At 58.6% G+C, this 24,091-nt stretch carries 21 protein-coding genes and 1 pseudogene; 11 read left to right on the top strand and 11 right to left on the bottom strand.

The annotated features are described in order from the left end of the window. Positions 1-419: 419 nt before the first annotated feature. The gene (locus tag ACZYSM_RS22565; protein ID WP_489074743.1) at positions 420-1,160 is read left to right on the top strand and encodes a Mut7-C RNAse domain-containing protein; all 741 of its coding nucleotides are present in this window, start codon (positions 420-422) and stop codon (positions 1,158-1,160) included. A 288-nt stretch (positions 1,161-1,448) separates the two neighbouring features. Here the strand turns inward: ACZYSM_RS22565 and ACZYSM_RS22560 are convergent, their stop codons facing one another. The 4 genes from ACZYSM_RS22560 to ACZYSM_RS22545 form a co-directional block, all read right to left on the bottom strand. Further along, positions 1,449-1,829: a RidA family protein gene (locus ACZYSM_RS22560; protein WP_489074741.1), complete on the bottom strand. Its 381-nt coding sequence runs from the start codon at positions 1,827-1,829 to the stop codon at positions 1,449-1,451. 321 nt (positions 1,830-2,150) lie between these two features. Continuing rightward, positions 2,151-3,398: an MFS transporter gene (locus ACZYSM_RS22555; RefSeq protein ID WP_489074739.1), complete on the bottom strand. Its 1,248-nt coding sequence runs from the start codon at positions 3,396-3,398 to the stop codon at positions 2,151-2,153. 567 nt (positions 3,399-3,965) lie between these two features. Further along, positions 3,966-4,889 (bottom strand): NADP-dependent oxidoreductase, encoded by a 924-nt coding sequence (locus ACZYSM_RS22550; protein ID WP_489074737.1) that lies wholly within the window; start codon positions 4,887-4,889, stop codon positions 3,966-3,968. A gap of 76 nt (positions 4,890-4,965) precedes the next feature. Continuing rightward, entirely contained in the window at positions 4,966-5,406 is a 441-nt protein-coding gene (locus tag ACZYSM_RS22545) for a DoxX family protein (RefSeq protein WP_489074735.1), read from the bottom strand. Between the two features lie 212 nt (positions 5,407-5,618). Here ACZYSM_RS22545 and ACZYSM_RS22540 point away from each other — a divergent pair, with 212 nt between their 5' ends. Together ACZYSM_RS22540 and ACZYSM_RS22535 are read left to right on the top strand one after the other, a co-directional pair. Next, positions 5,619-6,518 carry a LysR family transcriptional regulator gene (locus tag ACZYSM_RS22540; protein ID WP_489074733.1) on the top strand — a complete coding sequence of 300 codons (900 nt, stop codon included), beginning with the start codon at positions 5,619-5,621 and terminating at the stop codon, positions 6,516-6,518. 383 nt (positions 6,519-6,901) lie between these two features. Then, complete coding sequence (locus tag ACZYSM_RS22535; protein ID WP_489074731.1) at positions 6,902-7,327, top strand: nuclear transport factor 2 family protein; 426 nt, start codon at positions 6,902-6,904, stop codon at positions 7,325-7,327. A gap of 128 nt (positions 7,328-7,455) precedes the next feature. On the opposite strand, the gene ACZYSM_RS22530 is transcribed toward ACZYSM_RS22535, so the two are convergent. Together ACZYSM_RS22530 and ACZYSM_RS22525 are read right to left on the bottom strand one after the other, a co-directional pair. Beyond that, the gene (locus ACZYSM_RS22530; RefSeq protein WP_489074729.1) at positions 7,456-8,124 is read right to left on the bottom strand and encodes a dihydrofolate reductase family protein; all 669 of its coding nucleotides are present in this window, start codon (positions 8,122-8,124) and stop codon (positions 7,456-7,458) included. A gap of 261 nt (positions 8,125-8,385) precedes the next feature. Continuing rightward, entirely contained in the window at positions 8,386-9,027 is a 642-nt protein-coding gene (locus ACZYSM_RS22525; RefSeq protein ID WP_489074727.1) for a hypothetical protein, read from the bottom strand. Positions 9,028-9,409: 382 nt separating this feature from the next. On the opposite strand from ACZYSM_RS22525, the gene katG reads away from it, so the two are divergent. From katG to ACZYSM_RS22505, 4 genes are all read left to right on the top strand, one after another. Beyond that, positions 9,410-11,644, top strand: coding sequence for a catalase/peroxidase HPI (gene katG, locus ACZYSM_RS22520; protein WP_489074725.1), 2,235 nt, complete (start codon positions 9,410-9,412; stop codon positions 11,642-11,644). 257 nt (positions 11,645-11,901) lie between these two features. Next, the gene (locus ACZYSM_RS22515) at positions 11,902-12,810 is read left to right on the top strand and encodes an alpha/beta fold hydrolase (protein WP_489074723.1); all 909 of its coding nucleotides are present in this window, start codon (positions 11,902-11,904) and stop codon (positions 12,808-12,810) included. 705 nt (positions 12,811-13,515) lie between these two features. After that, complete coding sequence (gene gfa / locus ACZYSM_RS22510; RefSeq protein ID WP_489074721.1) at positions 13,516-14,094, top strand: S-(hydroxymethyl)glutathione synthase; 579 nt, start codon at positions 13,516-13,518, stop codon at positions 14,092-14,094. A 302-nt stretch (positions 14,095-14,396) separates the two neighbouring features. Continuing rightward, positions 14,397-15,428: an IS110 family RNA-guided transposase gene (locus ACZYSM_RS22505; protein WP_489074719.1), complete on the top strand. Its 1,032-nt coding sequence runs from the start codon at positions 14,397-14,399 to the stop codon at positions 15,426-15,428. A gap of 469 nt (positions 15,429-15,897) precedes the next feature. On the opposite strand, the gene ACZYSM_RS22500 is transcribed toward ACZYSM_RS22505, so the two are convergent. Both ACZYSM_RS22500 and ACZYSM_RS22495 read right to left on the bottom strand, forming a co-directional pair. Then, positions 15,898-16,551, bottom strand: a complete 654-nt coding sequence (locus ACZYSM_RS22500; RefSeq protein WP_489074717.1) for a peroxiredoxin — start codon at positions 16,549-16,551, stop codon at positions 15,898-15,900. Between the two features lie 127 nt (positions 16,552-16,678). Beyond that, positions 16,679-17,083 (bottom strand): annotated as a pseudogene (locus tag ACZYSM_RS22495) (GNAT family N-acetyltransferase); the annotation flags it as partial. A 168-nt stretch (positions 17,084-17,251) separates the two neighbouring features. On the opposite strand from ACZYSM_RS22495, the gene ACZYSM_RS22490 reads away from it, so the two are divergent. The 4 genes from ACZYSM_RS22490 to ACZYSM_RS22475 all read left to right on the top strand — a co-directional run bounded on the left by ACZYSM_RS22490 (position 17,252) and on the right by ACZYSM_RS22475 (position 19,800). Beyond that, positions 17,252-17,557 (top strand): panthothenate synthetase, encoded by a 306-nt coding sequence (locus ACZYSM_RS22490; RefSeq protein WP_489074715.1) that lies wholly within the window; start codon positions 17,252-17,254, stop codon positions 17,555-17,557. A gap of 111 nt (positions 17,558-17,668) precedes the next feature. After that, positions 17,669-18,430 (top strand): bestrophin-like domain, encoded by a 762-nt coding sequence (locus ACZYSM_RS22485; protein ID WP_489074713.1) that lies wholly within the window; start codon positions 17,669-17,671, stop codon positions 18,428-18,430. 89 nt (positions 18,431-18,519) lie between these two features. Next, a complete protein-coding gene (locus ACZYSM_RS22480) occupies positions 18,520-18,921 on the top strand; it encodes a hypothetical protein (protein ID WP_489074711.1) in 402 nt (133 codons plus the stop codon). Positions 18,922-19,374: 453 nt separating this feature from the next. Beyond that, positions 19,375-19,800 carry a DUF1810 domain-containing protein gene (locus ACZYSM_RS22475; protein ID WP_489074709.1) on the top strand — a complete coding sequence of 142 codons (426 nt, stop codon included), beginning with the start codon at positions 19,375-19,377 and terminating at the stop codon, positions 19,798-19,800. A gap of 556 nt (positions 19,801-20,356) precedes the next feature. Here the strand turns inward: ACZYSM_RS22475 and ACZYSM_RS22470 are convergent. The 3 genes from ACZYSM_RS22470 to ACZYSM_RS22460 form a co-directional block, all read right to left on the bottom strand. Then, positions 20,357-22,000, bottom strand: coding sequence for a fatty acid--CoA ligase (locus tag ACZYSM_RS22470; protein WP_489074831.1), 1,644 nt, complete (start codon positions 21,998-22,000; stop codon positions 20,357-20,359). Positions 22,001-22,080: 80 nt separating this feature from the next. Continuing rightward, positions 22,081-23,859: an acyl-CoA dehydrogenase C-terminal domain-containing protein gene (locus tag ACZYSM_RS22465; RefSeq protein WP_489074707.1), complete on the bottom strand. Its 1,779-nt coding sequence runs from the start codon at positions 23,857-23,859 to the stop codon at positions 22,081-22,083. Between the two features lie 7 nt (positions 23,860-23,866). Then, positions 23,867-24,091 (bottom strand): hypothetical protein (locus ACZYSM_RS22460; RefSeq protein WP_489074705.1); only part of this gene is annotated, 225 nt, incomplete at its 5' end.

Below are 24,091 nucleotides of genomic sequence, written 5' to 3'. Positions count from 1 at the left end.
GGTTCGCTAGCGAACCGCCGGCCCGTTCCTTTGGCACGACCGCGCCGCAACCGCAACGGCCCACTCGACGCACAGTCCCCCGCCTTCACCGGTCGCGCGTGGCACTTCGGCACGAAGATCCACCCGACTAGGATGGCAGTTCAAGGAAGTCGACCTGAATCGCCCCGGCTGCCTAGACGCACCCGAATGACTGTTGGCTGATTCTGTTGAAAAAGTCGCCTTCCCAATATTACAACCTTGATGAACGCCCAGCCTGCTGGGTAGCAAATGACGCGGATAACCATTTCAAGCAGAACATCCAGCATCGAAGCTCCATGGCATAGTCAATTTCAACATGATTACGATCGTAGTTTGGGGCCTGCCGGAGAAGGTGTCCGGACTGGACTCACTCATCCTGCAGCCCTGCCATACTGTTCAGCATGACCAGTGCAACCTTCCGCTTCTACGAGGAGCTCAACGATTTCCTGCCGGCCGAACGGCGGCGGCAGTCCTTCACCTGCGAGTGCGCGCGAGGGGCGACGGTCAAGCACATGATCGAGGCGCTCGGGATACCGCACACCGAGGTCGAGCTGGTGCTGCTCAACGGCGAGTCGGTGGGCTTCGAGCGAGTGATCTTCGACAGTGACCGGCTGGCGGTGTATCCCAAGTTCGAAGCGCTGGACATCAGCCCACTGCTCAAGGTTCGTGCGCAACCTTTACGGGTGCTGCGCTTCGTCGCTGATGCGCACCTTGGCGGGCTGGCCAGCCTGTTGCGCATGAGCGGCTTCGACACCCTCTACGACAATGGCTTCGAGGATGGCGAGATCGCCGAGATCGCTGCGCAGCAAGGACGCATCGTGCTAACCCGCGACCGCGAACTGCTCAAGCGGCGGATCATCAGCCACGGCTGTTACGTGCATGCCCTGAAACCGTCGCTGCAGCTGCGCGAATTGTACGAGCGCCTCGACTTGGCGCGTAGCGCGCGGCCATTCAGCCTGTGCCTTCATTGCAACTTGCCGCTGCACGAGATCAGCCCGGAACTGGCCCGGCCGCAGGTGCCGCCACGCGTTGGCGCCCTCTATTCGCACTTCCTGCGCTGCGACGCCTGCCAACGGGTTTACTGGGAGGGTTCGCACTGGCGCGGTATGTGTGCACTGCTGGCACCTCTGCTGGACCGATAGGCTGCGTTGCCAGGGATAACTGGCTTTTGCATCAGGTAGATAACGGCCAATAGCAGTCATTAGGTCACGATGCGGTTTACTGGGCGTTTGGGGGTAGTTGCTTCGCCTGCTATATCTGCATCGGCGCTACGCTGAGCAGTTCCAGATGATGTTTGGCAGGGACATGTTTTTCTAGTCAGGCTTGTCACGGTGGAGGCGCGCATTGTAGCGGCGAAACGCTTGACCGGCCCCGTGTGCTGCCCGGTGGCGGCCGCTCGATGAGCAGAGCCGCCGAACAAGTCCGCGGACTCAGCCCTTGGCCGCCATCGCGGTGACTTCCACGCGCATGCCTTCGACCGCCAGTGCGGCCACGCCAACGGCGGCGCGAACCGGCCAGGGCTTGGCGAAGAAGCGCTGGTAGACCTCGTTGAAGGCGGCGCGGTCGGCCATGTCAGTGAGGTAGATGGTCAGATGCAGGATCCGGTCCATGGAACTGCCGGCGCGCTCCAGCGCTACCTTGAGCGCCTGTAAGGTGCACTCGCTTTGCTCGACGATGCCGCCCAGCTCCAGGCTGCCGTCGGCGCGGGTAGGTATCTGAGTGGAGACCAGCAGGCCGCCGAAACCGGCGACGTCGCAGGAGATGGATTCCGGGTCGGGATCGGGAAGGAAGGTGAGGTCGTGGTTTGCCATGGGGATCTCTTGCTTGAGGTGGTAAAGGGCGGTCGTGTATGGGCGGTGGGCCCGACATCGTCAGCCGGCTCGGTCAGCCAAGCCCGCTGGGGCATTCAATGAGGCAACGCCTTTTGCGCGGCCAGTTTACAGCCCCATCGTCGGGCCGTTCGTGAATTAACTCGAAGACTCGGAAGCCATGCAGATGGGTGCTACCCGTGGCATGCCCATACAACCAGCTGGCACCTGAAGATCCGACTGCGCCCCCATGACGCTCAAGCACGCCAAGAGCGGAACGAAGATCATGAATATCAAGGTTGTCAGTCATACCCGCCACCTCGTTCAGAAACCTGCCGAGGGTGCCGGGACAGCGTCCTGAGGCAACTGGCGGCCGGCAATCAGGATGAACGCCACTGACAGCAGCGCGCAGAGCGCACCCAGCATGATCGACGCCGCGTAACTCTGGTAAAGGTCGAACAGCAGCCCTGCGACGCTCCCTCCGATCAGGGCGGCCACCCCGACCGAAATGTACAGCGCGCCCAGGATTGCCCCCAGATTCGGTGTGCCGAACCAACTGGCAGCCACCGACGGATAGTGGGATATGCAGCCACCATTGGCCACGCCGAAACCAATGGCGAACAGCGCCAGAGTGACGAATGTATGGGCTGCGAGCCACAGGAGATTGAGCAGCACCAGCGCGAAGGTCAAAACGATCAGCAGGCGACGCGCGCCCATCCGGTCACCGATGCTCCCCAGGAACAACCGGCCGGCTACGTTGCCGACGCCGATAAGCCCGATCAACAAATTGGCCTGGGTGGCGGAAATGCCAAACTGGCGTGCGTAGGGGTTGATGTGCACAAGCGCGATAAACAGCCCGACCGAGCCAAAAAAAATCGCCCCGAAGTACCACCAGAATCGCCCCGTACTCGCGGCTTCGGCCAAGCGCATGCCGCTGGGTACAGCCTGAAGCCCGCTGCTCGCAGAGGGGGCAAGGCCATCCGGCAAAAGGCCTAGTTCCTGGGGATTGCTCCTGACCAGCGACGCCACCAGCAGGCCAACGACAAGAATGGCCACTGCGAAGATCTGCATCGTCGACTCCCAGGAGAAATGCTGCATCAGCAGCCCGGCAGTTGTCGGCCCGACAAAAGTCCCTACACCGGTTCCCGCCAGCGCAATGCCCGAAGCCTTGCTGCGGTTCTTGACGAACCAGCGCTGGACCGCTGCCACCGTCGGCACATACACCAGGCCGACCCCCAATCCGACCAGGGGGCAGAAGCACACCAGGAACAGCTGCAACGAGCCAGAGGCTGGGCTACCGAGAAAAAAGCCGAGCGCCAGCAAGATGATGCCAGCGCAGACCACAACCCGGGTCGAGATGCGATCCGCCAGAGATCCGGAGAACACCCCGACCGCGTAGTAGATGAAGGCCGTCAGAGAAAAAACCGATGCCACGGAAAAACGCCCCACATCGAAGTTGGACTGGATCTGCGAAAAAAATGCCCCGAAGGAGTAAGCGCCGCCAAAGATAAGTGCCAGCAGCAGATGTGCCGCGAACACTACGTACCATCCTGGAAATACTTTGGTTTTCATAACAGTTTGCTCTCGGATCTTTATGGCGCGGATGTGCCGGCATCATGAACGCCTCCAACTTCATCAGGCGTTCCCCCCTTCAGATCCGTCTATGGTGGGCATACATACTTGTACATACATGTATGCAACTTTGCGGCCAGCCGCCCTCCACCCGTCTTTGTCCAGCCCCCCAAAACGCCTGGAAGCCGCACAACACACTGGATCAAATATAAAAAAAGCGAAAAAACAGACCCCGCCCGATCCTTGGACCGGTGAGCCCTGAGGTATTTTTTCGCACCATGGCGAGATATTAGGTAACAAGTTGCCGGGAATGAGTGCGCGTTGGTGACAGCTGATGAGAGCGCTGGAAGAGTCGCATTGCGCGTACCGCTGTGGAGCCGATTATCCAGGTGTCCAGGTCAATAAACCCTTGCGTGCAAGCGTTTGAGCATCAGGTCAAACGTGCCTCGATTTCGCCAGTCGCTAAAGCGCTGATTCCAACCATTAAAGCGTTTGCATCTCTTCAACAAATCAGGCGATGCAATCAAGCGATCGCCTGCATGCTTGCGGTCTTTTATTGCCTGATTTTTATTGGCCAAGATTGAGTACGATTTTGCCACGTGTATGTCCGGCCATACTTTTTTCTACGGCCCGCTTCACCTGCGAGATCGGAAACACTTCGACCTCTACAGAGAGTTGGCCTGCCTCGAACAACTCGGCGATGGCCGTGAGTTGTCTGCCATCCGGGCGAGTGGCGAAATTTTTCGCTGAAACGCCGTGCACCTTCGCCAACTCCGCGTTCGGCGCGCTGACCGGCGACACCAGGACCCCGCCCCGCTTCAATACCTTCCAGGAACGTAGTTGGGTTTCGCCGCCAATCAGGTCAAGCACGATATCCACATCGGCCACTACATCCTCGAAGGCCTGGCTACGGTAGTCGATCACCTGATTCGCGCCGATTTTTTCCAGATAGCCATGGTTGCCGATCGAAGCTGTGGCAATGACCGTGGCACCGGCATGCCTGGCTATCTGCACGGCCATGCTGCCGACTCCGCCGGCGGCACCGTGAATCAGCACTCGCTGACCCGCCTTGATGTCCGCATGCTCATGCAACGCTTGCCAGGCTGTCAGTGCCGCCGTTGCCACACCACTGGCCTGCAGGGCAGAAAGACTGCGCGGCCTGAGCGCCAGGCGATCTGCTGGTACGGCAGCCTTTGTGGCAGATCCACCGACAATGCCGATAAAACCAAATACCTTATCGCCGACTGCAAAACCACTCACACCCTTGCCGATCGCGGATATCGTTCCTGCCACTTCGACGCCCGGCGTGTAGGGCAACGGCAACGGGATGAAGGCTTTCATGGAGCCCGAAAGAATCTTCCAATCGATCGGGTTGACCGCTGCACCCTCCACGTCGATCAGCACCTCGCCCTCGCCCGCAAGCGGGTCGGCGACATCTTCCAGGCGCAGCACATCTGGGCTGCCGTATTCATGTACACGTATGGCTTTCATGGGGAATCCTCGGATTATTTCGAAAGATGAAACCTGGGAGGCGCCGCAAGCGTTCATCCACTGCGGCGCCATTGGCTCAGCGACGACGGGCATCGAGGCTGAAGCGACCGGCACCGAACGCGACGATCTGCAACAAGCCACCCGCCATGGCGATGTTCTTGAAGAAGTGGATGAACTGGTTCTGGTCGCTCAGACTGTTATGGAATGCCAGCGCGGTGAACACGCTGAACAGGGCAAGCACCAGCGCAACGGTACGGGTGCGGTAGCCAGCGATAAGAGCAATGCCGCCACCGATTTCGATGATGATGGCCAACGCCAGAGCGAGCTGCGGGAACGGCAAACCAACCGAACCGATGTAGCCGATCATCATCGCCGGGGCGCTCAGTTTGGAGATGCCCGAGAGAATAAAGATGGCGCTGAGGAACACACGGCCGACCAGAGCAGCCGTGGCGGTGGGAGCGACAGAGCTGGACAGTTCATGGGTATCACGGGAGGTAGTAGCTGTAGATTGGGACATGGGTTGTTCTTCCATCAAGTAGGGCGCATCCACCATGGAGCGCCGCATTGAGGAAAAGTCTGCCACCCACTCTACAATCTTAATAGCCGACTAATTTCGACGATTACGTTCTAGTTTTTCGAAATGTACTCACGTCCTGCTCATCTGGTTCTTGCGGCACCACTGCACGTGAAATCAGCATAAATGCCCCGCAAGCGTTCAAGGAAATCGAAATGATCTCAGACCCGGGTACTCCCACTCTCGATCAACTGCGTGTATTCCTGACCGTTGTCGAGGTCGGCAGTTTTGCCGCAGCGGCGCGAAAACTGAGCAGAGCCACTTCTGTCATCAGCTACTCAATTTCCAATCTGGAGATGCAGCTTGGGGTTGTTCTCTTCGATAGAAACACCACGCGCAAACCCCAGCTGACCGATGCGGGACGTACTGTGCTCGCCGAGGCACGTACCATCACCAATGGGGTCAACGGGTTGCGGGCCAAGGTCAAGGGGCTGTTGCAAGGCCTGGAGGCAGAGATTCACCTGGTGCTCGATGTGCTGTTGCCTGCCGAGCGCGTGGTCGATGCGCTCAAATCATTCCAGGAGACCTTTCCTACCGTATCCTTGCACCTTCATATGGAAGCCCTGGGCGCCGTCACTCAGCTCGTGCTCAATCGCAAGGCCAGCATCGGCGTGGGTGGCCCACTCGATAACATCATCGATGGAATCGAGCGCATCGGTATTGGCAGCGTCGAACTGGTGCCGGTCGCAGCGCCCAGCCACCCGCTCGCAACGACTCGGCTGAACGCCCCAGGTGCTGGACGCGAGCATGTCCAGTTGGTGCTGTCGGATCGCTCACCTTTGACCCAAGGCAAGGACTTCGCCGTCATCGGTACGAGGACCTGGCGCCTGGCGGATCTGGGGGCCAAACACATGCTGCTGAGGGAAGGGATCGGCTGGGGCAACATGCCGTTGTCCATGGTCAGGGATGACTTGGCGACAGGCCGCCTTGTGCAACTCGACATGCCGGACCTCAAAAGCGGTGTCTACAGCTTCGATGCCATCTATCGCACGGATACACCGCCCGGTCCGGCGGCAAAATGGCTGATCGAGCGCTTCGCCCAGCAACACGAGTAAAGCACCGGCTATTCCAATTTCTCGACCATTAGCATCGACTTTATTCGGCTATTGCGTGTTCTTTCCGTGTGGCAAATTCCTCTTCGCCGTGGCAGCGTCGCCGCGGCCCGATCAGGAGCCCTGTCATGACAACGCTGAATAACTTCCTGGCGGTTTTCTTGTGTGCGGCAATCTGCACCAGCGCCAGCGCCGCTCAGCCCAATAGCTACAGACATGACGTCGAACTTTGGTACGACGCGTTCGACAGGAATGACCACCGATATCCATGAGTTCAGAGATGGAAAAATCATCCGGACCTGGCACATGGAAGACTGGATGACAGGCCTACATCAGCTTGGCGTTTTGCAACGCTAAAACCACCTGACCAATCGGAGAGAATGACCATGGGTATCGCTGCCGAATTGCTGAACCTGCATTTCGAAACGTTCATTAATGACCACGAGAAGTGGAAAACACTGATCGCCGATGATCTGCTGTGGGAGCTTCCCTACGCGCCCGGTTTGGGTCATCCCGAACGGCTGACCGGACGTCAGGAAGTACTGAGCCATGTGGGCTGGTTCATTGAAGCGGTCGAGAATTTCCGTTTCTACGACCTCAAGGTCCATGCCTTCGCCGATTCCGATAGGGCGGTGGCCGAGGTCAAAGCAGAGGGTTTGATCAAGCCTACGGGCCGAATTTATCGCCAGGACTACGTTCTTTTCTGCCGAGTGGAGAACGGAAAGATCGCTTTCCTGCGTGAATACTTCGACCCGATTCGTGCTGCGCATGCGCTTGAGGCACCAATATCTTCGGCACAGCAATATGAATAGATAGCCCATAGTTTCTCAGACATTAGCCGATAATGTCTGCTCTCGTTCAATAAGCAGCCGGTCATCCATTACGTGGATTATCGTTCAATGTTCCGGTCAGCGGCAGCGCCGTCCACTGCAACCGGTTGTTAGGCGTCATTGTGCCCTTGGCGCCGGAGTACAACATGGGTGGCTTTCTGCGACGCAACGAACTGAACGCATTCGTATCCTAGAGCGCGCATGTCAATCCCCTCGAACAGTCGCTCTCCCCCGCCCAGCAGGACCGGCGAGATAGCGACGTGCAGCTCATCGATGAGGCCCGTACGAAGATATTGCTGGATAGTGTTAGGTCCGCCGCCAATGCGCACATCCATTCCGTTGGCTGCGTCGCGCGCCCGGTCAAGCGCCTCGTGAATACCGCCCGTGACGAAGTAGAATGTCGTTCCGCCTTCCATCTGGATGGGCGGGCGCGCGTGATGAGTCAAGATGAAAGTTGGAACGTGATAGGGTGGGTTGTCCCCCCACCAGCCTTTCCAGTTCATGTCGGGCCAGGAACCGCGAATCGGTCCGAACATGTTTCTTCCGAGAATCCAGGCGCCAACATTCTTGAAGCCCCGCGCAGCGAAGTCGTCATCGATCCCCGTTGTGCCACCGTCGGCGCCAAATAGGGTCCGTTGGAACGTGCGTGTTGGGACTAACCACTGGTGCAAATCTGTCCCGCCCACGCCGAGCGGATTACTCATGTCCTGATTCGGACCAGCTCCGTATCCGTCAAGCGAGATCGTAAAGCCCTCAACTCGGACGCGTGTCATTTTCATGCCTTCCTTTCGATTGACGCCTAACTATCTATTTCGACAGCAATTCTGCTGTATAACTCCGGCCGCTTCTGTACAGCAGTCCGCAGAAAAATTCACGGAGAACCGCTCCCGGCTTGGTTTTGCATGAATCTCATGCCATTTTGCACCCTACTAAATTGGGATGAAAAGCAGCAGGCGGTATGACTCACCCACATAGGTAACACATCAGTTCAAGCACATGGACCGTCACCATCAGTTCGGTCAGACAATTGCTGAGCTTTGCTACAAAGGTCGCTTGGCGTGGACTGCAGTCCACCGCCTATTGCGTCGCGTGTCGAGGGTTGCCAGGTCATTGCTGAGCCGCGTAGGCGACTCCCCGGTGACTTCGCACAGCAGCGCTGTTATAGCTTCCCCGTTAACCGTGCCGTGCTCTTGTAGAAGATCCGCCACAGCGGTGACAGCGGGCCAATAACGACGCACCAGACAGCTGGAGCGGGCGATTGCCTGGGATTCGGCATCGAGTAGCTTTCGTGCGGGCAGCAAACTGATCAATTCGTAACCCCGGCGCCGGTCACCCCAGCCGCTGCCGCTGCCGCTGATAAATTTGTCAGATTTGGTGTGCCTGTAGACTGCTTCGGCCACGGGGCCGGCGAAGCAATCGAGAAGGTCGCGTTCAATAGACTCGACCATAGAGGGCAAGTATTCAGCAATCCCGGGGGCGTCGAAGGATGGATGCGGGACACAGTAATCAGCCTCTACCAACCCCTCTACGTTTTGCGGGTTGCCGCGCAGATCAATCATTGGGCCGGCGAAGGCTTCTGTCCTGGTGCGCACAGTGACGCGCTCTATGTGCTGATCATTCCACCAAAAGGCCAGGACGTGGCCAGCTTCGTGGATGGCCGTGCGGCGCGGGCGCTGATTCATGGGCGGGTCCTCTACCGTGCATGGGTTCGTCGCGTAAAAGGTCTTACGAGAGCTACTCATACCCGCTGCTCCATCTCCAGAGGCCCAGTAAAAGATTATGCCTATCAAGACCTAATACGCCACCTATTAGCTGACTGCTTTATAGGGGTCTAACCTTAACGGAGCGCTGGTGAAAACTGGCCGGTTGAGACCTGATTAGAGATACGAATAAGTCAGAAGCGTACTAGGCTTGCCGTGGGCCACCGTGCTGGTAACTCGACTGCTGCTATCCGGATTTCCCGTGTGACCACGACGATCAATAGATCGAACAGCTGGCCCTGCAGCCTATGTCATTGATTTCGCTCGTCGCTATTGCGCGCCCACACCGGGCCGGGATAGCCGGATGAACACGACCAAAGGTACCTCACACATGGCAACTGAATCGAAATGCCCGTTCAATCACGCCGCCGCGGGCGGTGGCCCGTCGAACCGCGACTGGTGGCCGAACCAACTCAATCTGAAGATCCTGCACCAGCACTCGTCCCTGTCCGACCCCATGGACGTGGGCTTCAACTACGCCGAAGCGTTCAAAAAACTGGACTTTGAGGCGCTCAAGAAAGACCTGCATGCGCTGATGACCGATTCGCAAGACTGGTGGCCTGCGGACTTCGGTCACTATGGGCCGTTCTTTATTCGCATGGCCTGGCACGCCGCAGGCACGTACCGCACCGGTGACGGGCGTGGTGGTGCCGGCTCCGGTCAGCAACGCTTCGCGCCGCTCAACAGTTGGCCGGATAACGTCAGCCTCGACAAGGCGCGTCGACTGCTCTGGCCGATCAAGCAAAAGTATGGTCGTAACATCTCCTGGGCCGATCTGATCGTCCTTACCGGCAACGTCGCGCTGGAGTCCATGGGCTTCAAGACCTTTGGTTTTTCCGGAGGCCGTCCGGACGTCTGGGGACCCGATGAGGACGTCTACTGGGGCTCCGAAAGCACCTGGCTGGGGGGCGACGTGCGCTATGGCAAAGATGAGAGCCGTACCGTCCAGGAGCGCAACCTGGAGAAACCGCTCGCCGCGGTGCAAATGGGCCTGATCTACGTGAACCCGGAAGGCCCGGAGGGCAACCCGGACCCGGTAGCTGCTGCGGTGGATATCCGCGAAACGTTCGCTCGCATGGCGATGAATGACGAAGAAACCGTGGCACTGATCGCAGGCGGCCACGCCTTCGGCAAGACCCACGGCGCCGGGCCTGCATCCAATGTGGGGGCCGTGCCCGAAGCCGCTGGCCTCGAAGAGCAGGGCCTGGGCTGGAAGAGCAGCTTCGGTACGGGCAAAGGTGGCGACACGATCGCCAGCGGCCTGGAAGTGACCTGGACCACGACCCCCACGAAGTGGAGCAACAATTACCTGGAGAACCTGTTCAGCTTCGAGTGGGAACTGACCAAGAGCCCGGCGGGTGCGAACCAGTGGACGGCGAAAAACGGCGCCGGCGCGGGCATCATTCCGGATGCTCACGACCCGTCCAAGCGTCGTAATCCAACCATGCTGACCACGGACCTGTCCCTGCGATTCGACCCGATCTATGAAAAGATTTCGCGGCGCTTCCTGGCGAATCCCGATCAGTTGGCCGACGCGTTCGCCCGCGCCTGGTTCAAGTTGATCCACCGCGACATGGGACCGCTCTCGCGCTACCTCGGCCCGGAAATGCCCAACGAAAAACTCCTGTGGCAAGACCCCATCCCGGCGGTCGACCATACCCTGGTCAACGACAGCGACATCGCCTCACTCAAGAACAAGCTCCAGTCCTGTGGTCTGACAGTCTCGCAGCTTGTATCAACTGCTTGGGCGGCGGCTTCCACCTTCCGTGGCTCCGACAAGCGCGGTGGCGCCAACGGTGGGCGCCTGCGCCTGGCCCCGCAGAAGGACTGGCCGGCCAACCAGCCTCAGCTATTGGCGAACGTGCTGGCGACCCTCGAGAAGATCCAGAGCGAGTTCAACAGCGCGCAGACTGGCGGCAAGAAGATCTCGCTGGCGGACCTGATCGTGCTGGCCGGTAGCGCTGGCGTCGAACAGGCGGCGAAAAATGCCGGTTACACCATAACGGTGCCTTTCACGCCAGGACGCATGGACGCGAGCCAGGAACAGACGGATGTCGAGTCTTTCGGGTTTCTCGAACCCATCGCCGATGGCTTCCGTAACTACCTCAAGACCCGTTACCGCGTACCGGCCGAGGCATTACTGATCGACAAGGCGCAACTACTGACACTCACCGCGCCAGAAATGACGGTGCTCATCGGCGGCCTGCGCGTGCTCAATACCAACGTCGGACAAACCCGGCACGGGGTCTTCACCAAGCGACCTGAAGCGTTGACCAACGACTTCTTCACCAACCTGCTCGACATGGGCGTGGAATGGAAGCCGGTCTCGGACGCCAATGAAGAGTTTGAAGGACGCGATCGCAAAACCGGCGACCTCAAATGGACAGGCACTCGTGTCGATCTCGTCTTTGGCTCGAATGCGCAATTGAGGGCGTTGGCTGAGGTCTATGCATGCAGCGACGCGCAGGAGAAGTTCGTGAAAGACTTCGTAGCTGCATGGACCAAGGTGATGAACCTTGACCGCTTCGACCTCAGGTGACGCGAACGTTGGACCTGGTCTTGAAGTAGGTCACCTCGACCTGATCGCTCAGGTCGGGGGACTCCAGGGAGGTTGCCAAGAGTAGATGCAGCATATTCCATTCGGTGTTCCTGAAAACCCGCAACGCCTCCCTGTGTGGGAGGCGCTGGGCTTTTTACTCGCCGGATGACGCGGGGCTCGGTGGGTCAACCCTCGCCGCCAAGCTACCCCTCCATTGGCTCCGGGCAGCTTCCACACGCACTTCTGGAGACACCGTCATGTTCCGCGTCCTGTTTCCCGCTTTTATGCTGCTTGCTCTAAGCATCCCGGTACATGCTCAGGTGACTCCATTTCCTGTCTCCTTTCGTACTCAGGACATCCCTATAGAAGGCGTCACGCTGCATGTGCGCGTCGGCGGCAAGGGGCCGGCCGTGGTGCTCCTGCATGGCTTCGGCGACACCGGCGACATGTGGGCGCCACTGGCCGCCGAGCTGGTCCGGGATCACACAGTCGTGGTGCCGGACCTTCGCGGTATGGGCTTGTCGTCGATCCCGGACAGCGGCTACGACAAAAAGACCCAGGCGGGCGACATCCGTGCGGTGTTGGCAGCTCTGGATATCGAACACTCGGTGGTCATCGGACACGACATAGGTACCATGGTCGCCTATGCCTACGCCGCGCGTTATCCGCAGCGTACCGATCGCCTGGTAGTGATGGATGCGCCCGTACCGGGCATTCCACCCTGGAACGAAATTGTCCGCTCACCGGCGCTTTGGCACTTCGACTTCGGCGGACCGGATGCTGAACGCTTGGTCGCCGGTCGTGAGCGAATCTACCTGGACCGGTTCTGGAACGAGTTCGCGGGCGACCCCACCAAGGTGGACGAGGAAACCCGTCGGCATTACGCCACTCTCTATGCCCGCCCCGGCGCCATGCGGGCAGCCTTCGCCCAGTTCCGCAGCATTCGTCAGGATGAGGTGGACAACAAAGCGTCGATGAAAACGCGGCTGACTATGCCGGTGCTGGCCATCGGTGGTGAAAAATCCTTCGCAGGCAATGAAGCGATCGTGATGCGTAACGCAGCGGACAAGGTCACGGAAGTGGTGGTTCCAGGGGCAGGACATTGGCTGATGGAAGAGGCACCAACACAGACCATTCGATCGATTCGCGACTTCATCGCGCAGTGACGCGTCGAGATCTCAGAGGGGATGTTCGTGTAGGGCCTTGTATCAAGGGCCTGCTCTGAAGTTATTTAAGTGGCTGGTTCACGGGTCAAAAACTGCCGAAAAATGCCCGTTTCGGGTCGATTGCCATCCCTCCTGATCGGCAGAGATCGGCCAGAAGCAGACCTTAAAACCCTTGGCCGTGTGGGGATTCCATCTGGCACACAGACGGGTCTGATTGGTCCGTACGGCTAACATCGGCGCGCATATGGCTGTTGGGGCCGCGTCAGCGGCAACAGTGAGGATCTACCGTGACGCTTTTTGACTAATACGCCTCCCCGATTATCCGCCTTAGGCAGGGGGTGCTGATAACAGACACCACGGTAATAAAGTCCGTCCCTATAAACGATCCGCTGCGTGACCATTGATGCGTCAAGTGGGGTACCGCGCCTGGCTCACGCCGGCGTTCTGAATTCGGCACACTCGCCCGTGCGCTGGCCCGAGCTGCGCTCGAGGCCTCATCGCAGACTATTCTTGATCTGGGTAACCGACCGGTCGCACCGAAGGAGGTCACTCGTTTATGCACTGTGTCCTTTTCGAAATCCGCCGCGGTTCGATCTGATGCATGAAGGCAAATCGATCCGCGCCGTCATCGAGTTCCGATGAACTACCGGTCTGGGGCACGGCCCCAGGCACTTTTGTCTGACACCCTGAAACGGAGACGCCAGCATGAGCACCTTGCAACTTCACCCTGCACTGGACAATGGTATCCAACCCGCCGCCGCGAACTTCGCAGGTGGTACCCTGCAATGCCTGTGTGCGACCGACAAGGTCGAGGTCAAGATCGACGCACAAACTCTGCATAACCACGCGTGCGGCTGCAGCAAATGCTGGAAACCACAAAACGCGACATTTGCCGTCATCGCCGTGGTGCCTCGAGATAAGGTCAGCGTCATTGCCCATGGCGAAAAACTGGCGATTGTCGACGAAACCGCCACCATCCGGCGCCACGCCTGCAAGCAGTGTCACGCCCATCTCTTTGGGCGCATCGAGAACAAGGACCATGCGTTTTATGGCCTGGACTTCGTCCACACCGAGCTTTCGCCACAGAGCGGATGGGCTGCGCCGGGATTCGCGGCGTTCGTGTCCTCCATCATCGAAACCGGCACACCGCCAGCGCAAATGAAGGCTATCCGCGAGCGCTTGCGCTCGATCGGCCTAGAACCCTATGACTGCCTGTCGCCGGACTTGATGGACGCACTGGCGACTCATGTCGCCAAACAGAAAGGCCTGCTCCCCGCCGCCTGATTGATCGGTCGCCGCGGTTTCTTTTCCGGACCGCGGCTCCGATTCACCTTTGATGTTGTGCACCCCACATAATTAACTGGGGGGCTGTCGGCATTAAGACAACGGGTTACGCCAGTTTTCAATTCCGCTCGTACCAACTTTGTACCACCAGACTCTCTCAACCCACCTTTTCGCTATGGCTAACTGAATCTACATCAGGCAGCAATCGCCAAAAGCAATGGGATGGACTCCTCCTCACTTCGGCATCTTGAGTGCCAGACTGAAGGTGCGAACCACAGTCAACAGTGAGAAGGAGTCCACACATGAAGCTTATGCGCATTGGGGTCGACTTGGCCAAGAACGTGTTTCAGATCCACGGTGTGGATTGCCATGAGAAGCCGGTCTGGCGGCAGCGGCTATCACGTGATCGCTGGCTTCAAACGGTGCTGGAAAAGGTCGAACCTGGTTGTGAGATCGGCATGGAGAGTTGCGGCGGGGCCCATCATTGGGCGCGGCAACTCGAAGCTCGCGGATTTCGAGTCAAGCTGATCGCCCCCCAGTTCGTTAAACCCTATGTCAAAAGCAACAAGAACGACGCGAACGATGCCGAGGCGATCTGTGAAGCGATGAGCCGTCCCAGCATGCGCTTCGTCGCCATCAAGACGATCGAACAACAGGATATCCAGGCGACGCATCGCATCCGGGCCGGCTTAATCGAACAGCGGACGGCCAAAGCCAATCAGATCCGTGGGCTGGTCGCCGAGTACGGTCTCGTTGCACCGAAGGACTTGCTGATGCTGCGTCGCGCAATGCCGTGCTGGCTAGAAGATGCGGATAACGGTTTGACGGCACGCTTTCGTCGTCTACTGGATGGTTTGTGGGACGACCTTCGTGCGCTGGATGGGCGCGTATGCAAGCTCGACGGCGAGATCACGGCGATCGCGACAAACGAGCCGTCCGCCGTTCGCCTTCAACAGCGGCGCGGTGTCGGTCCAATGATCGCCACAGCGCTCGTCGTCGCTCTCGGTGATGCCCGTCAGTTTGCCAATGGCCGACAGTTTGCCGCCTCGCTGGGACTGACACCGAGGCAACACAGTTCTGGTGGTAAGGATCGACTGCTCGGTATCAGCAAGCGCGGTGATGCATATCTGCGAACATTGATGGTGCATGGCGCACGCTCGGCGCTATGCACAGCCAAATCCAAAGAGGATCGACTCAGCCAGTGGGCCGTTCGTTTAGCCGAGCGATCGCATCCCAATGTGGCCGCTATTGCGCTGGCCAACAAAACTGCACGCATGGCTTGGGCGATGCTGCGTTACGGCACTGATTACCAACCGAATCAGGCAGCGGCCTGATCTATTTACCCGACGTGTTCTACGAGAGAAACAACTCTTAACCACGATTGCGAAGCAACCTGAACGATGGCAAACCGGTCGAACCGGCGTCGGCAAAACCCTCGAATGCCCAAGTGCGAAAAGCACGAAAAAGCGATCGGGAGCCGGCGCGCGAATAGCCCATCATGGCCCTGCATCGAAACGATGCCGTATTTAGAGGCCGAATATACGTGTGCAGTCGGCACGGGCGCCAAAGCAAAAGGGGCTTGCAATGAGGAGGAGTCCATATACGGTCAGTCGGATGCGTCTACAAATGAAGGTCGAGTCATATCGCCTGACGGCCGGCAGAAAACTTCAAGGTGACCGTCGTCGCGGCGCCGGCAGTCAGGTGGGTGAGCCCAGTCAACACGCCAATCGATATCGTCCGGTGTAGAGTCGCTCCCGGACATAATCCTTTCTCCCATCGTGACTGAGCCCTTGTTGGTTGTTGTTACTTCGGTTGCGCCACGGTGCGCAAATAGGGTTTCAACGTCTTGAAGCCCTGTGGGTACTTCTTCCTGGCCTCTTCGTCGGACACCGAAGTGGGGATGATGACGTCCTCACCCGGACGCCAGTTCACCGGGGTGGCGACTGTGTGCTTGGCGTTTAATTGCAAAGAGTCGAGCAAGCGCAACACTTCATCGAAGTTACGCCCGGCACTCATTGGGTAGATAAGCATCGCTTTGACTTTCTTGTCCGGGCCGACGATGAACACAGAACGCACTGTGGCGTTGTCCACGGCGGTGCGTGAGCCACCACTGGCATTCGGGTGAATCATGTCGTAGAGCTTTGCCACTACCAGATTCTCGTCGCCGATCATGGGGTAGTTGACCGCATGGCCCTGGGTTTCTTCGATGTCACCGAGCCAGGCCAGGTGGTCGCTGACCGGGTCGACACTGAGCCCGACTATCTTGGTGTTGCGCTTGTCGAACTCTGGCTTAAGTCCGGCCATATAACCGAGTTCAGTGGTACATACAGGGGTGAAGTCCTTCGGATGTGAGAACAGGATGGCCCACTTGTCGCCAATCCACTCGTGGAAGTGGAGCGGGCCTTCGGTGCTTTCGACGGTGAAATCCGGTGCTTCATCGCCAATGCGGATTGCCATGTTCGATCTCCTTACAGTGATGGGTAGGGACGTTGTCAGAACCCTGGCTGCTGGTCCGACGGCATTTGGTCTCTGCGTTGAGCCTGTCAACGCGAGTCAGTATAGGAGACACATCCAGACATGGCCTCTATGGCTTGTCGGCCACACGAGGTCGTACAAAACACTGCTCGGTGACCCGTTCACCCCATTGCTGTCCCTCTTGCTCCTGTTCTAACGTGAAACCAAAGCCCTCATAAAGTTTACGAGCAGCATCAAGGCCTTTGAACGTCCAGAGCCGCGTTGCACAAAAGCCCCATTCATCACAGAGCTTCATTGCTTCCGCCAACAAGCGTTTGCCTGCTCCCTTCCCTCGCGCCGAGTCATCCAGAATGAAGCAGCGAAGAATCGCTTCGCCGCCCTCTCCTTCGCCGTCGATGGCGATCGAACCGACAATTCGCTGGCTGTCCAGAGCCACCCAAACCTCGTTGCGTGGATGGTGCAAACGCCCCATCAGCTCCGCCGTGTCTGATGCAACCAGACTTTGGAACGGCTGGTGGCGAACGGTAGCTTGATGACCGCCGGTAACCCTGAATGGGTGTCAGCTCATGCTTCGCTATGCTCAATGACACGCCGCTGGAGCGGCTGAATGCAGACCTGACGGCATGAGCGCCAGGAGCAAAGGTAGGGAGACGAGGCAGCCACTTGAAAAGAGAATCAAATAATGAAAATGCTACTGATGGTCGAGTGCCCGAATGAACCCTTCAACTCTCTCGTCAGAGCCGGGAAGATAGGCGAAATCATCGGGCGTATCCTGGAGAGCATCAAACCGGAGGCTGCCTACTTTACTGAGCAGGACGGAATGCGCGGCGGGATTTTCCTGATCGACGTACAAGACTCATCCGAGATCCCCAGTTTTGCGGAACCGTTTTTTCTCAACTTCCAGGCCAGCTGCAAGTTCCGTCTTGTCATGAGTCCACAGGACCTGCAAAAGTCCGGTCTGGAAGCGCTCGGCAAAACATGGGGGTGAGGAACAATCAGTCCAGAGCGGTTACGTACGAACCCAAGCTATACCCCGCCAGGCCGTCTACGCTCAAAACGCCCATGAGCAGCCTGAAGACAACCGGAGCGGAGGTTCAACTTGAATCATTTGGTGATCGCACTGATCGTTTTCCTCTGCCTGTTCGGCAGCGCGCTGCTGGGATCGTATGTACGGGAGCGGCTGCCCTCTCATCACCTGAGCGATGACTCCGTCGCCGTGGTGAAACTTGCGACGGGTCTGATCGCGACCATGGCCGCGTTGGTGCTTGGCCTTCTGGTCTCTTCCGCCAAAGGCACGTTCGATACAGCCAACGCCGAGCTCGTGGGAACAGCGGCCAAGGTCGTTCAGTTCGACCGGTTGTTGTCCCGATATGGACCGGACACCCTGGAGATCCGCAATCAGCTCAAGTACAACTACGCTGACGTTGTGCAGGTGCTTGCCGCACATGACGCGGTGCAACTGGCGAAACTCAACAGTCCTGAGACGATCAACCGCTCTGAAGAATTGCAACGCAAGGTCGAAGCGCTTTCGCCTGGCAATGAGACTCAGCGCGCGCTTAAGGCGCATGCCTTGCAGATCATGGATGAAGTGTTCGCAACCCGCTGGCTGGCACTGCTTCAGGCAAATGCGTCGATCCCGCCCACGATGCTGGTGATTCTGGTGGCATGGCTGTCCATTATCTTCGGTTCGTTCGGACTGTTCGCACCGCGTAACGGCACTATTCTGGCGGTGTTGATGATGTGTGCACTTTCAACCTCCGCGTCGATTCTGCTCGTCGAGGAGCTGAACAAACCACTCGATGGTTTGATCGGTGTGTCGCTTGTCCCCATGCGCGATACGCTAAGCCGGCTCGGTCAGTAGCCAGGCCTGGACAGATTCCGCGTTGGCACGATCAAGTCGCGACGAACCCGATGGGCAATAGCGGCTGCGGATAGCTATGATTGGAGACCATGACAGCCTCTCTCCAGATTCGACAACCTTGCCCACCTGGTGCCTGCGACTGCGGGCGTGAACAGCTGGCGGATATACCCGGCGCTGATTTGCGCATCCTGTACCTGACCCGCCAGGAGGAAAAACGCCTGCTTGAGCGGCTGGAAAATCTTCAGAGCCTGGCCGACCTCGAGCATATGCAGCGTCGGATGTACGAGCAGTTAGGCATTCGCCTGCAAATCACCCCAAGCTTCCACGAAGTACGAAGCATGCGCGGCATCGGCATTCACCTCCTGGACTTGCCCGGACTGTGTCGCAAAACCCGCCAGTCGATCCCGGCCGCCATTCGTCGTGGTTTGGAGAAGCACCCGGAGATCGCCTACGAGCTGCTCAACGCTCATGACCTTTTGCGCGATGCTTGAGCTCTCTGAAACGCAGGCGGGGATGGCCTGGCGCACTCCCCGTCCTGTCAACTTATCGCAGGCAGCCCGAAAGGTAGTCACTGAACCAACAGCTCATTCAGCCGGTTTGGTGCGAGCGGCCGCTCGCACCTGAGCGAGCGTCTCGCCCCGCCAATCACTCAGCTCCTTGATTTGAGCCGATCGTCTCCTGCTTCATTATGGTTGTCGCTCGCCACTTGAGTCGCGCTGACTGACGGCTTCTCTCCAGGCAATCAACGACTGCTTCACGCCCTGAGGAAGTCAGCCATCCGTAACCGGCTGCTTTCAATGAAACTGCTGACTTCGCCGATGTGTCATACCATTGCAGGCTGAATCATTCTGCGTGACCTACCGCGGCGTTGCGTTTCTGCGTCCTGGTTCAAACGGCCCGCGCCGCCAGGCTTTACAGTGTCTACCAACTTAGGGAGTACAAACGTGCACGATCCCTTCAATCTTCTTCGTTTCGTCGAGGCCCAGCGCCCGGTTTTTACCCGAGCCATGGAAGAGTTGCGTGCCGGGCACAAGACCAGTCACTGGATGTGGTTCATCTTCCCGCAACTGCATGGCCTCGGGCATAGCGAGATAGCCAAACGCTTTGCCATTTCTGGTGCTGCCGAAGCCCGGACCTATCTGCTGCATGATTTACTGGGTCCACGGCTGGAGGAAAGCGTAAGTACCATCCTGCAACACAGCGACAAGAGTGCACTGGAAATCCTTGGCCACCCCGATGACCTGAAGTTGCGCTCCTGCCTCACGCTGTTCGCCAGCATCAAGCCCGAACACCCCCTATTCCAGCCGGCCCTCGATCAGTTCTTCGCCGGCGAGCCAGACGCCAAGACCCTGTTCCTTCTTGAAGAATAAGGTCGACGCGAGTTACGTCGCCAGCACCACCTCGAACCTCTTCGATGCCGTGATCGGCCGGCTTGGGTTGATGCAACTGACCATTCGCAGCAGCTATTGACGACAGGCAGAGAACGGCCAGAAGCGATCATATCCGCTGACTCTTAGTCGGTCTCGAGTCAAGGCTAAAAGCCAACTTATCCTGCAGGTCTTGCTGCAGGGTCTCTCCTAGAACTAAACCTGACTGGTTGGATCAGCGCCATACGTTGTTCCAGCTGCTCATCCGTGAGCTTGCCCCGCGGGACACTGGTTTCTTAGTTTTTGCGGATCTGCACCAAGCCGCGGTAGTCGGCGAAATAATTCGCCGGCAGGGCCGCGCCCGGGTTCGCTTGAGGCCAGACAGGACGAGTCGGCGCCTGCCGGGCAATCAGTTCTTCGGCAACACTGCGAGCGTGACGGGTGCGCAGGCGAGACCGATCAGGGCCAGGGGACCTTCGCAGCGGTAATGGATCAGGTTATTCATTAATGATTTCTCGGTCGGATAAAGGGGTACAAGCTGCGCAATGTGCCTACCCCTTCAGCTCAATGCGTCTTCCCGGATTAACTTCTTGTTGATCTTGCCGACACTGGTTTTAGGGATCTCAGCGACGAACTTGAACTGCTTGGGGATTGCCCATTTGTTAATCCGGCCACGCTCCACAAACTGTTGCAGGTGGGCTTCAAGCATCTGTTTATCAACGTACTGTCCAGGCTCGCACACCACCAGGGCCATGGGCCGTTCGCCCCATTGCTCGTCCGCAATGCCAACCACCGCGACAGAAGTGACCGACGCGTGCTCGCTGATCAGGTTCTCCAAATCCAGCGAGCTGATCCACTCCCCGCCCGTCTTGATCACATCCTTGATTCGATCCTTGATTTCCACCCTGCCCTGGGAGTCGATGGAAGCCAGGTCACCGGTGTGCAGCCAACCGTTGAGCCACAGCTCGGCGCCCTTTTCAGGCTCATTCAAATAGCCTTGAGTCAGCCAGGGAGCACGCACAACGATCTCACCCAGAGACTCACCATCGTGGGGAACGTCATCGCCGCCGGCATCGATGATTTTCAAATCGACCATCGGTATGGGCATGCCGGTCTTGATTCGAGTGGCTAACTGCACTTGCGTGGATTGTTCAAGCGCCTCCCCACGCAGGTAAGTCGAGCAAAGCATCGGGCAGGTCTCGGACATCCCGTACCCGCTGTGCACCTGAATACCTTTGGCGCTCGCCTGGCTGGCGATACCCAGGGTCAGCGCGCTGCCCCCGAAGAGCATTTTCCAGCCATCGAAAGAGGTCTGCGCCGCTTCGTCGCAGCCCAGGATCATTTGCAGAATGGTGGGCACGCAATGGGAAAAGGTGACCTTCTCTTCTCGATAAAGCCTGACCAGGCTATTGGGCTCATAACGACCGGGGTACACCTGCTTGATGCCCATCAGGGTCGCAACATAGGGCACGCCCCAGGCATGCACGTGGAACATCGGGGTGATCGGCATGTAAACGTCGTCGGAGCGCAGTAGCGACAAGCTTTGGTAGACACCCAAGGAACCCACCGCATTCAAGGTATGCAGCACCAACTGACGATGAGTGAAGTACACCCCTTTAGGGTTCCCGGTAGTCCCCGTGGTGTAGAAAATCGTCGCCACCGAGTTCTCATCAAAGTCCGGGAAATCGTAATGGGCAGCCGCCTGGGAGAGCAGGCTTTCATACTCCCCCAGCACCGGCAGCTCGGTGCCGGTCGCGGCGTCGTCAGAGAGCCGGATATAGCCCTTGACGGTGTTCAGGCCATCATGAATCTGCTCGATCAAGGGCAGGAAATCATCATGCACCAGCACCAGATCATCCTCGGCGTGGTTCATGGTGTAGAGCACCTGATCCGGGGAAAGACGAATGTTCACCGTATGCAACACCGCGCCGATCATCGGCACCGCAAAGAAACACTCCAGGTAGCGATGGCTGTCCCAGTCGAGCATTGCCACTGTATCCCCGGCCTTGACGCCGGCCGCCGTCAGCGCATTGGCCAGCCTGTGGATCCGCTCGATGAGCGTCTGGTAGCTGTAACGCAACTTGTCGGCATAGACGATCTCCTGTCCGGGTTCGTATCGCACACCCGACAGCAGCAAGCTCTTGATCAACAGTGGGTAGGTGTATGCGCCTTGTGCTGGCGGAATTATTTTTGTCTTCACGATGGTTACTCTTCCTAATACTGTTTCAATACGCCTGCACAAACGACTCCCCTGCAAGCGACGGGAGTCGTGGAACATTGCAATCAGAACTGCGCCGCATCCAGCAGGTAGAGGCTTTCGCTGCCGGCCTTGACCGAAGCGCTCAGTGAGTGGATACGCGGCAGCAGGCGGGCAAAGTAGAAGCGTGCAGTGCCCAGTTTGCTGGCGTAGAAGTCGTCCTCGGTCTGTTTGCCCAAGGCCGCTTTGGCCATCCGTGCCCACATGTAGGCATAGGCGGTGTAGCCGAACACCTGCAAGTACTCGACCGAGGCGGCGCCGATTTCGTTCGGGTTGTTTTGGGCCCGATCCAGCAACCACGCAGTCAGCTCGTCGAGGGTATCCACGGCAGCGTTCAACGGCTTGCAAAACTCGCCCAAGTCAGCGCTGGCGTTGGCGGTGAAGTTGCGAATTTCAGCGGCGAACAGCCGATAGAGTGCCCCGCCACTGCCGACGATCTTGCGTCCTGCCAGGTCCAGCGCCTGGATGCCATTGGTGCCTTCGTAGATCTGCGTGATCCGCACGTCTCGCACCAATTGCTCCTGACCCCACTCACGTATGTAGCCGTGTCCGCCGAAAATCATCTGCCCGTGCAGGGTGGTTTCCAGTCCCATGTCAGTGAGAAACGCCTTGGCGATCGGAGTCAGCAGGGACACCAGTTCTTGCGCGCGCTGGCGGGTTGGTGCGTCTTCGCTGTATTTGGCAGTGTCCAGTTGCAGGGCCACGTAGCTGGAAAATGCGCGCCCGCCCTCGTTCAGGGCTTTCATGGTCAGCAGCATGCGGCGCACGTCCGGGTGCACGATGATCGGATCGGCGGCCTTGTCCGGGTGCTGCGCGCCGGTCGGCGCACGGCACTGCAGGCGATCACGGGCATACACGACGGCGCTCTGGTAGGAGCGCTCGCCCTGCGCCAGCCCCTGAATACCCACGCCCAGACGCTCGTAGTTCATCATGGTAAACATCGCCGCCAGGCCCTTGTTCGGCGCATCGACGATCCAGCCGGCCGCCCCGTCAAAGTTCATCACGCAGGTGGCGGATGCCTTGATGCCCATCTTGTGCTCGATGGAACCGCAGGACAGCGCATTGCGCTCGCCCAGCGAACCGTCGGCATTGACCATCACCTTGGGCACCAGGAACAGCGAAATGCCTTTGGGACCCGCGGGTGCATCCGGCAGTCTGGCCAGTACCAGGTGGATGATGTTCTCGGTCAGGTCGTGCTCGCCGCCAGTGATGAAAATCTTGCTGCCGCTGATTTTGTAACTGCCGTCGGCCTGGGGCTCGGCCTTGGTGCGGATAAGGCCCAGGTCGGTGCCTGAATGGGCCTCGGTCAGGCACATGGAACCGCTCCAGACACCGGCATACATGTTCGGCAGATACTTTTCTTTCAGGTCTTCGCTGGCATGCGCATTCAGCGACAGGCAGGCACCGGCAGTCAGCATCGGGTACAGACCGAACGACAGGTTGGCCGCATTGACCATTTCTTCAACCTGAGCACAGATCGCCTTGGGCATGCCCATGCCTCCGAACTGCGGATCGCCGCCTACACCCACCCAGCCGCCCTCGGCGAATGCCTGGTACGCCGCCAGAAAACCATCCGGGACTTGCACCGCACCGTTGTTCCAGACGCAGCCTTGCTCGTCGCCTTTCTGGCGCAGCGGGGCGATGATGCCGGCGCTGATCTTGCCGGCCTCTTCGAGGATCGCTGCAGCTGTCTCTTCATCGACCACCTCGGACAAACCGGGCAGTTGGGCCCAAAGCCTGGACACCTCAAAGACTTCATTGAGTACGAAGCGCATGTCGCGCAGGGGGGCTTTGTAATCAGACATGGTTGGCTTACTCAGACAGTGTGAGGGCATGAGGCATGCCCGTTTTTTTGGAATTGTCGGTGTCACTGACGTGCACTACCGGTCCATCCGGAGCTGCACCACGAATCAGCGAGGGCCCGCGCAACAGGAAGTACGACAGCGCAGGAATCAGGATCAGCGCCCCCAGCATGTTCCACAGGAACATGAAGGTCAGCAGGATGCCCATGTCCGCCTGGAACTTGATCGGCGACCA

Source organism: Pseudomonas sp. F220, from assembly GCF_057813935.1.
This window is presented reverse-complemented; position numbering and strand designations above follow the sequence as displayed.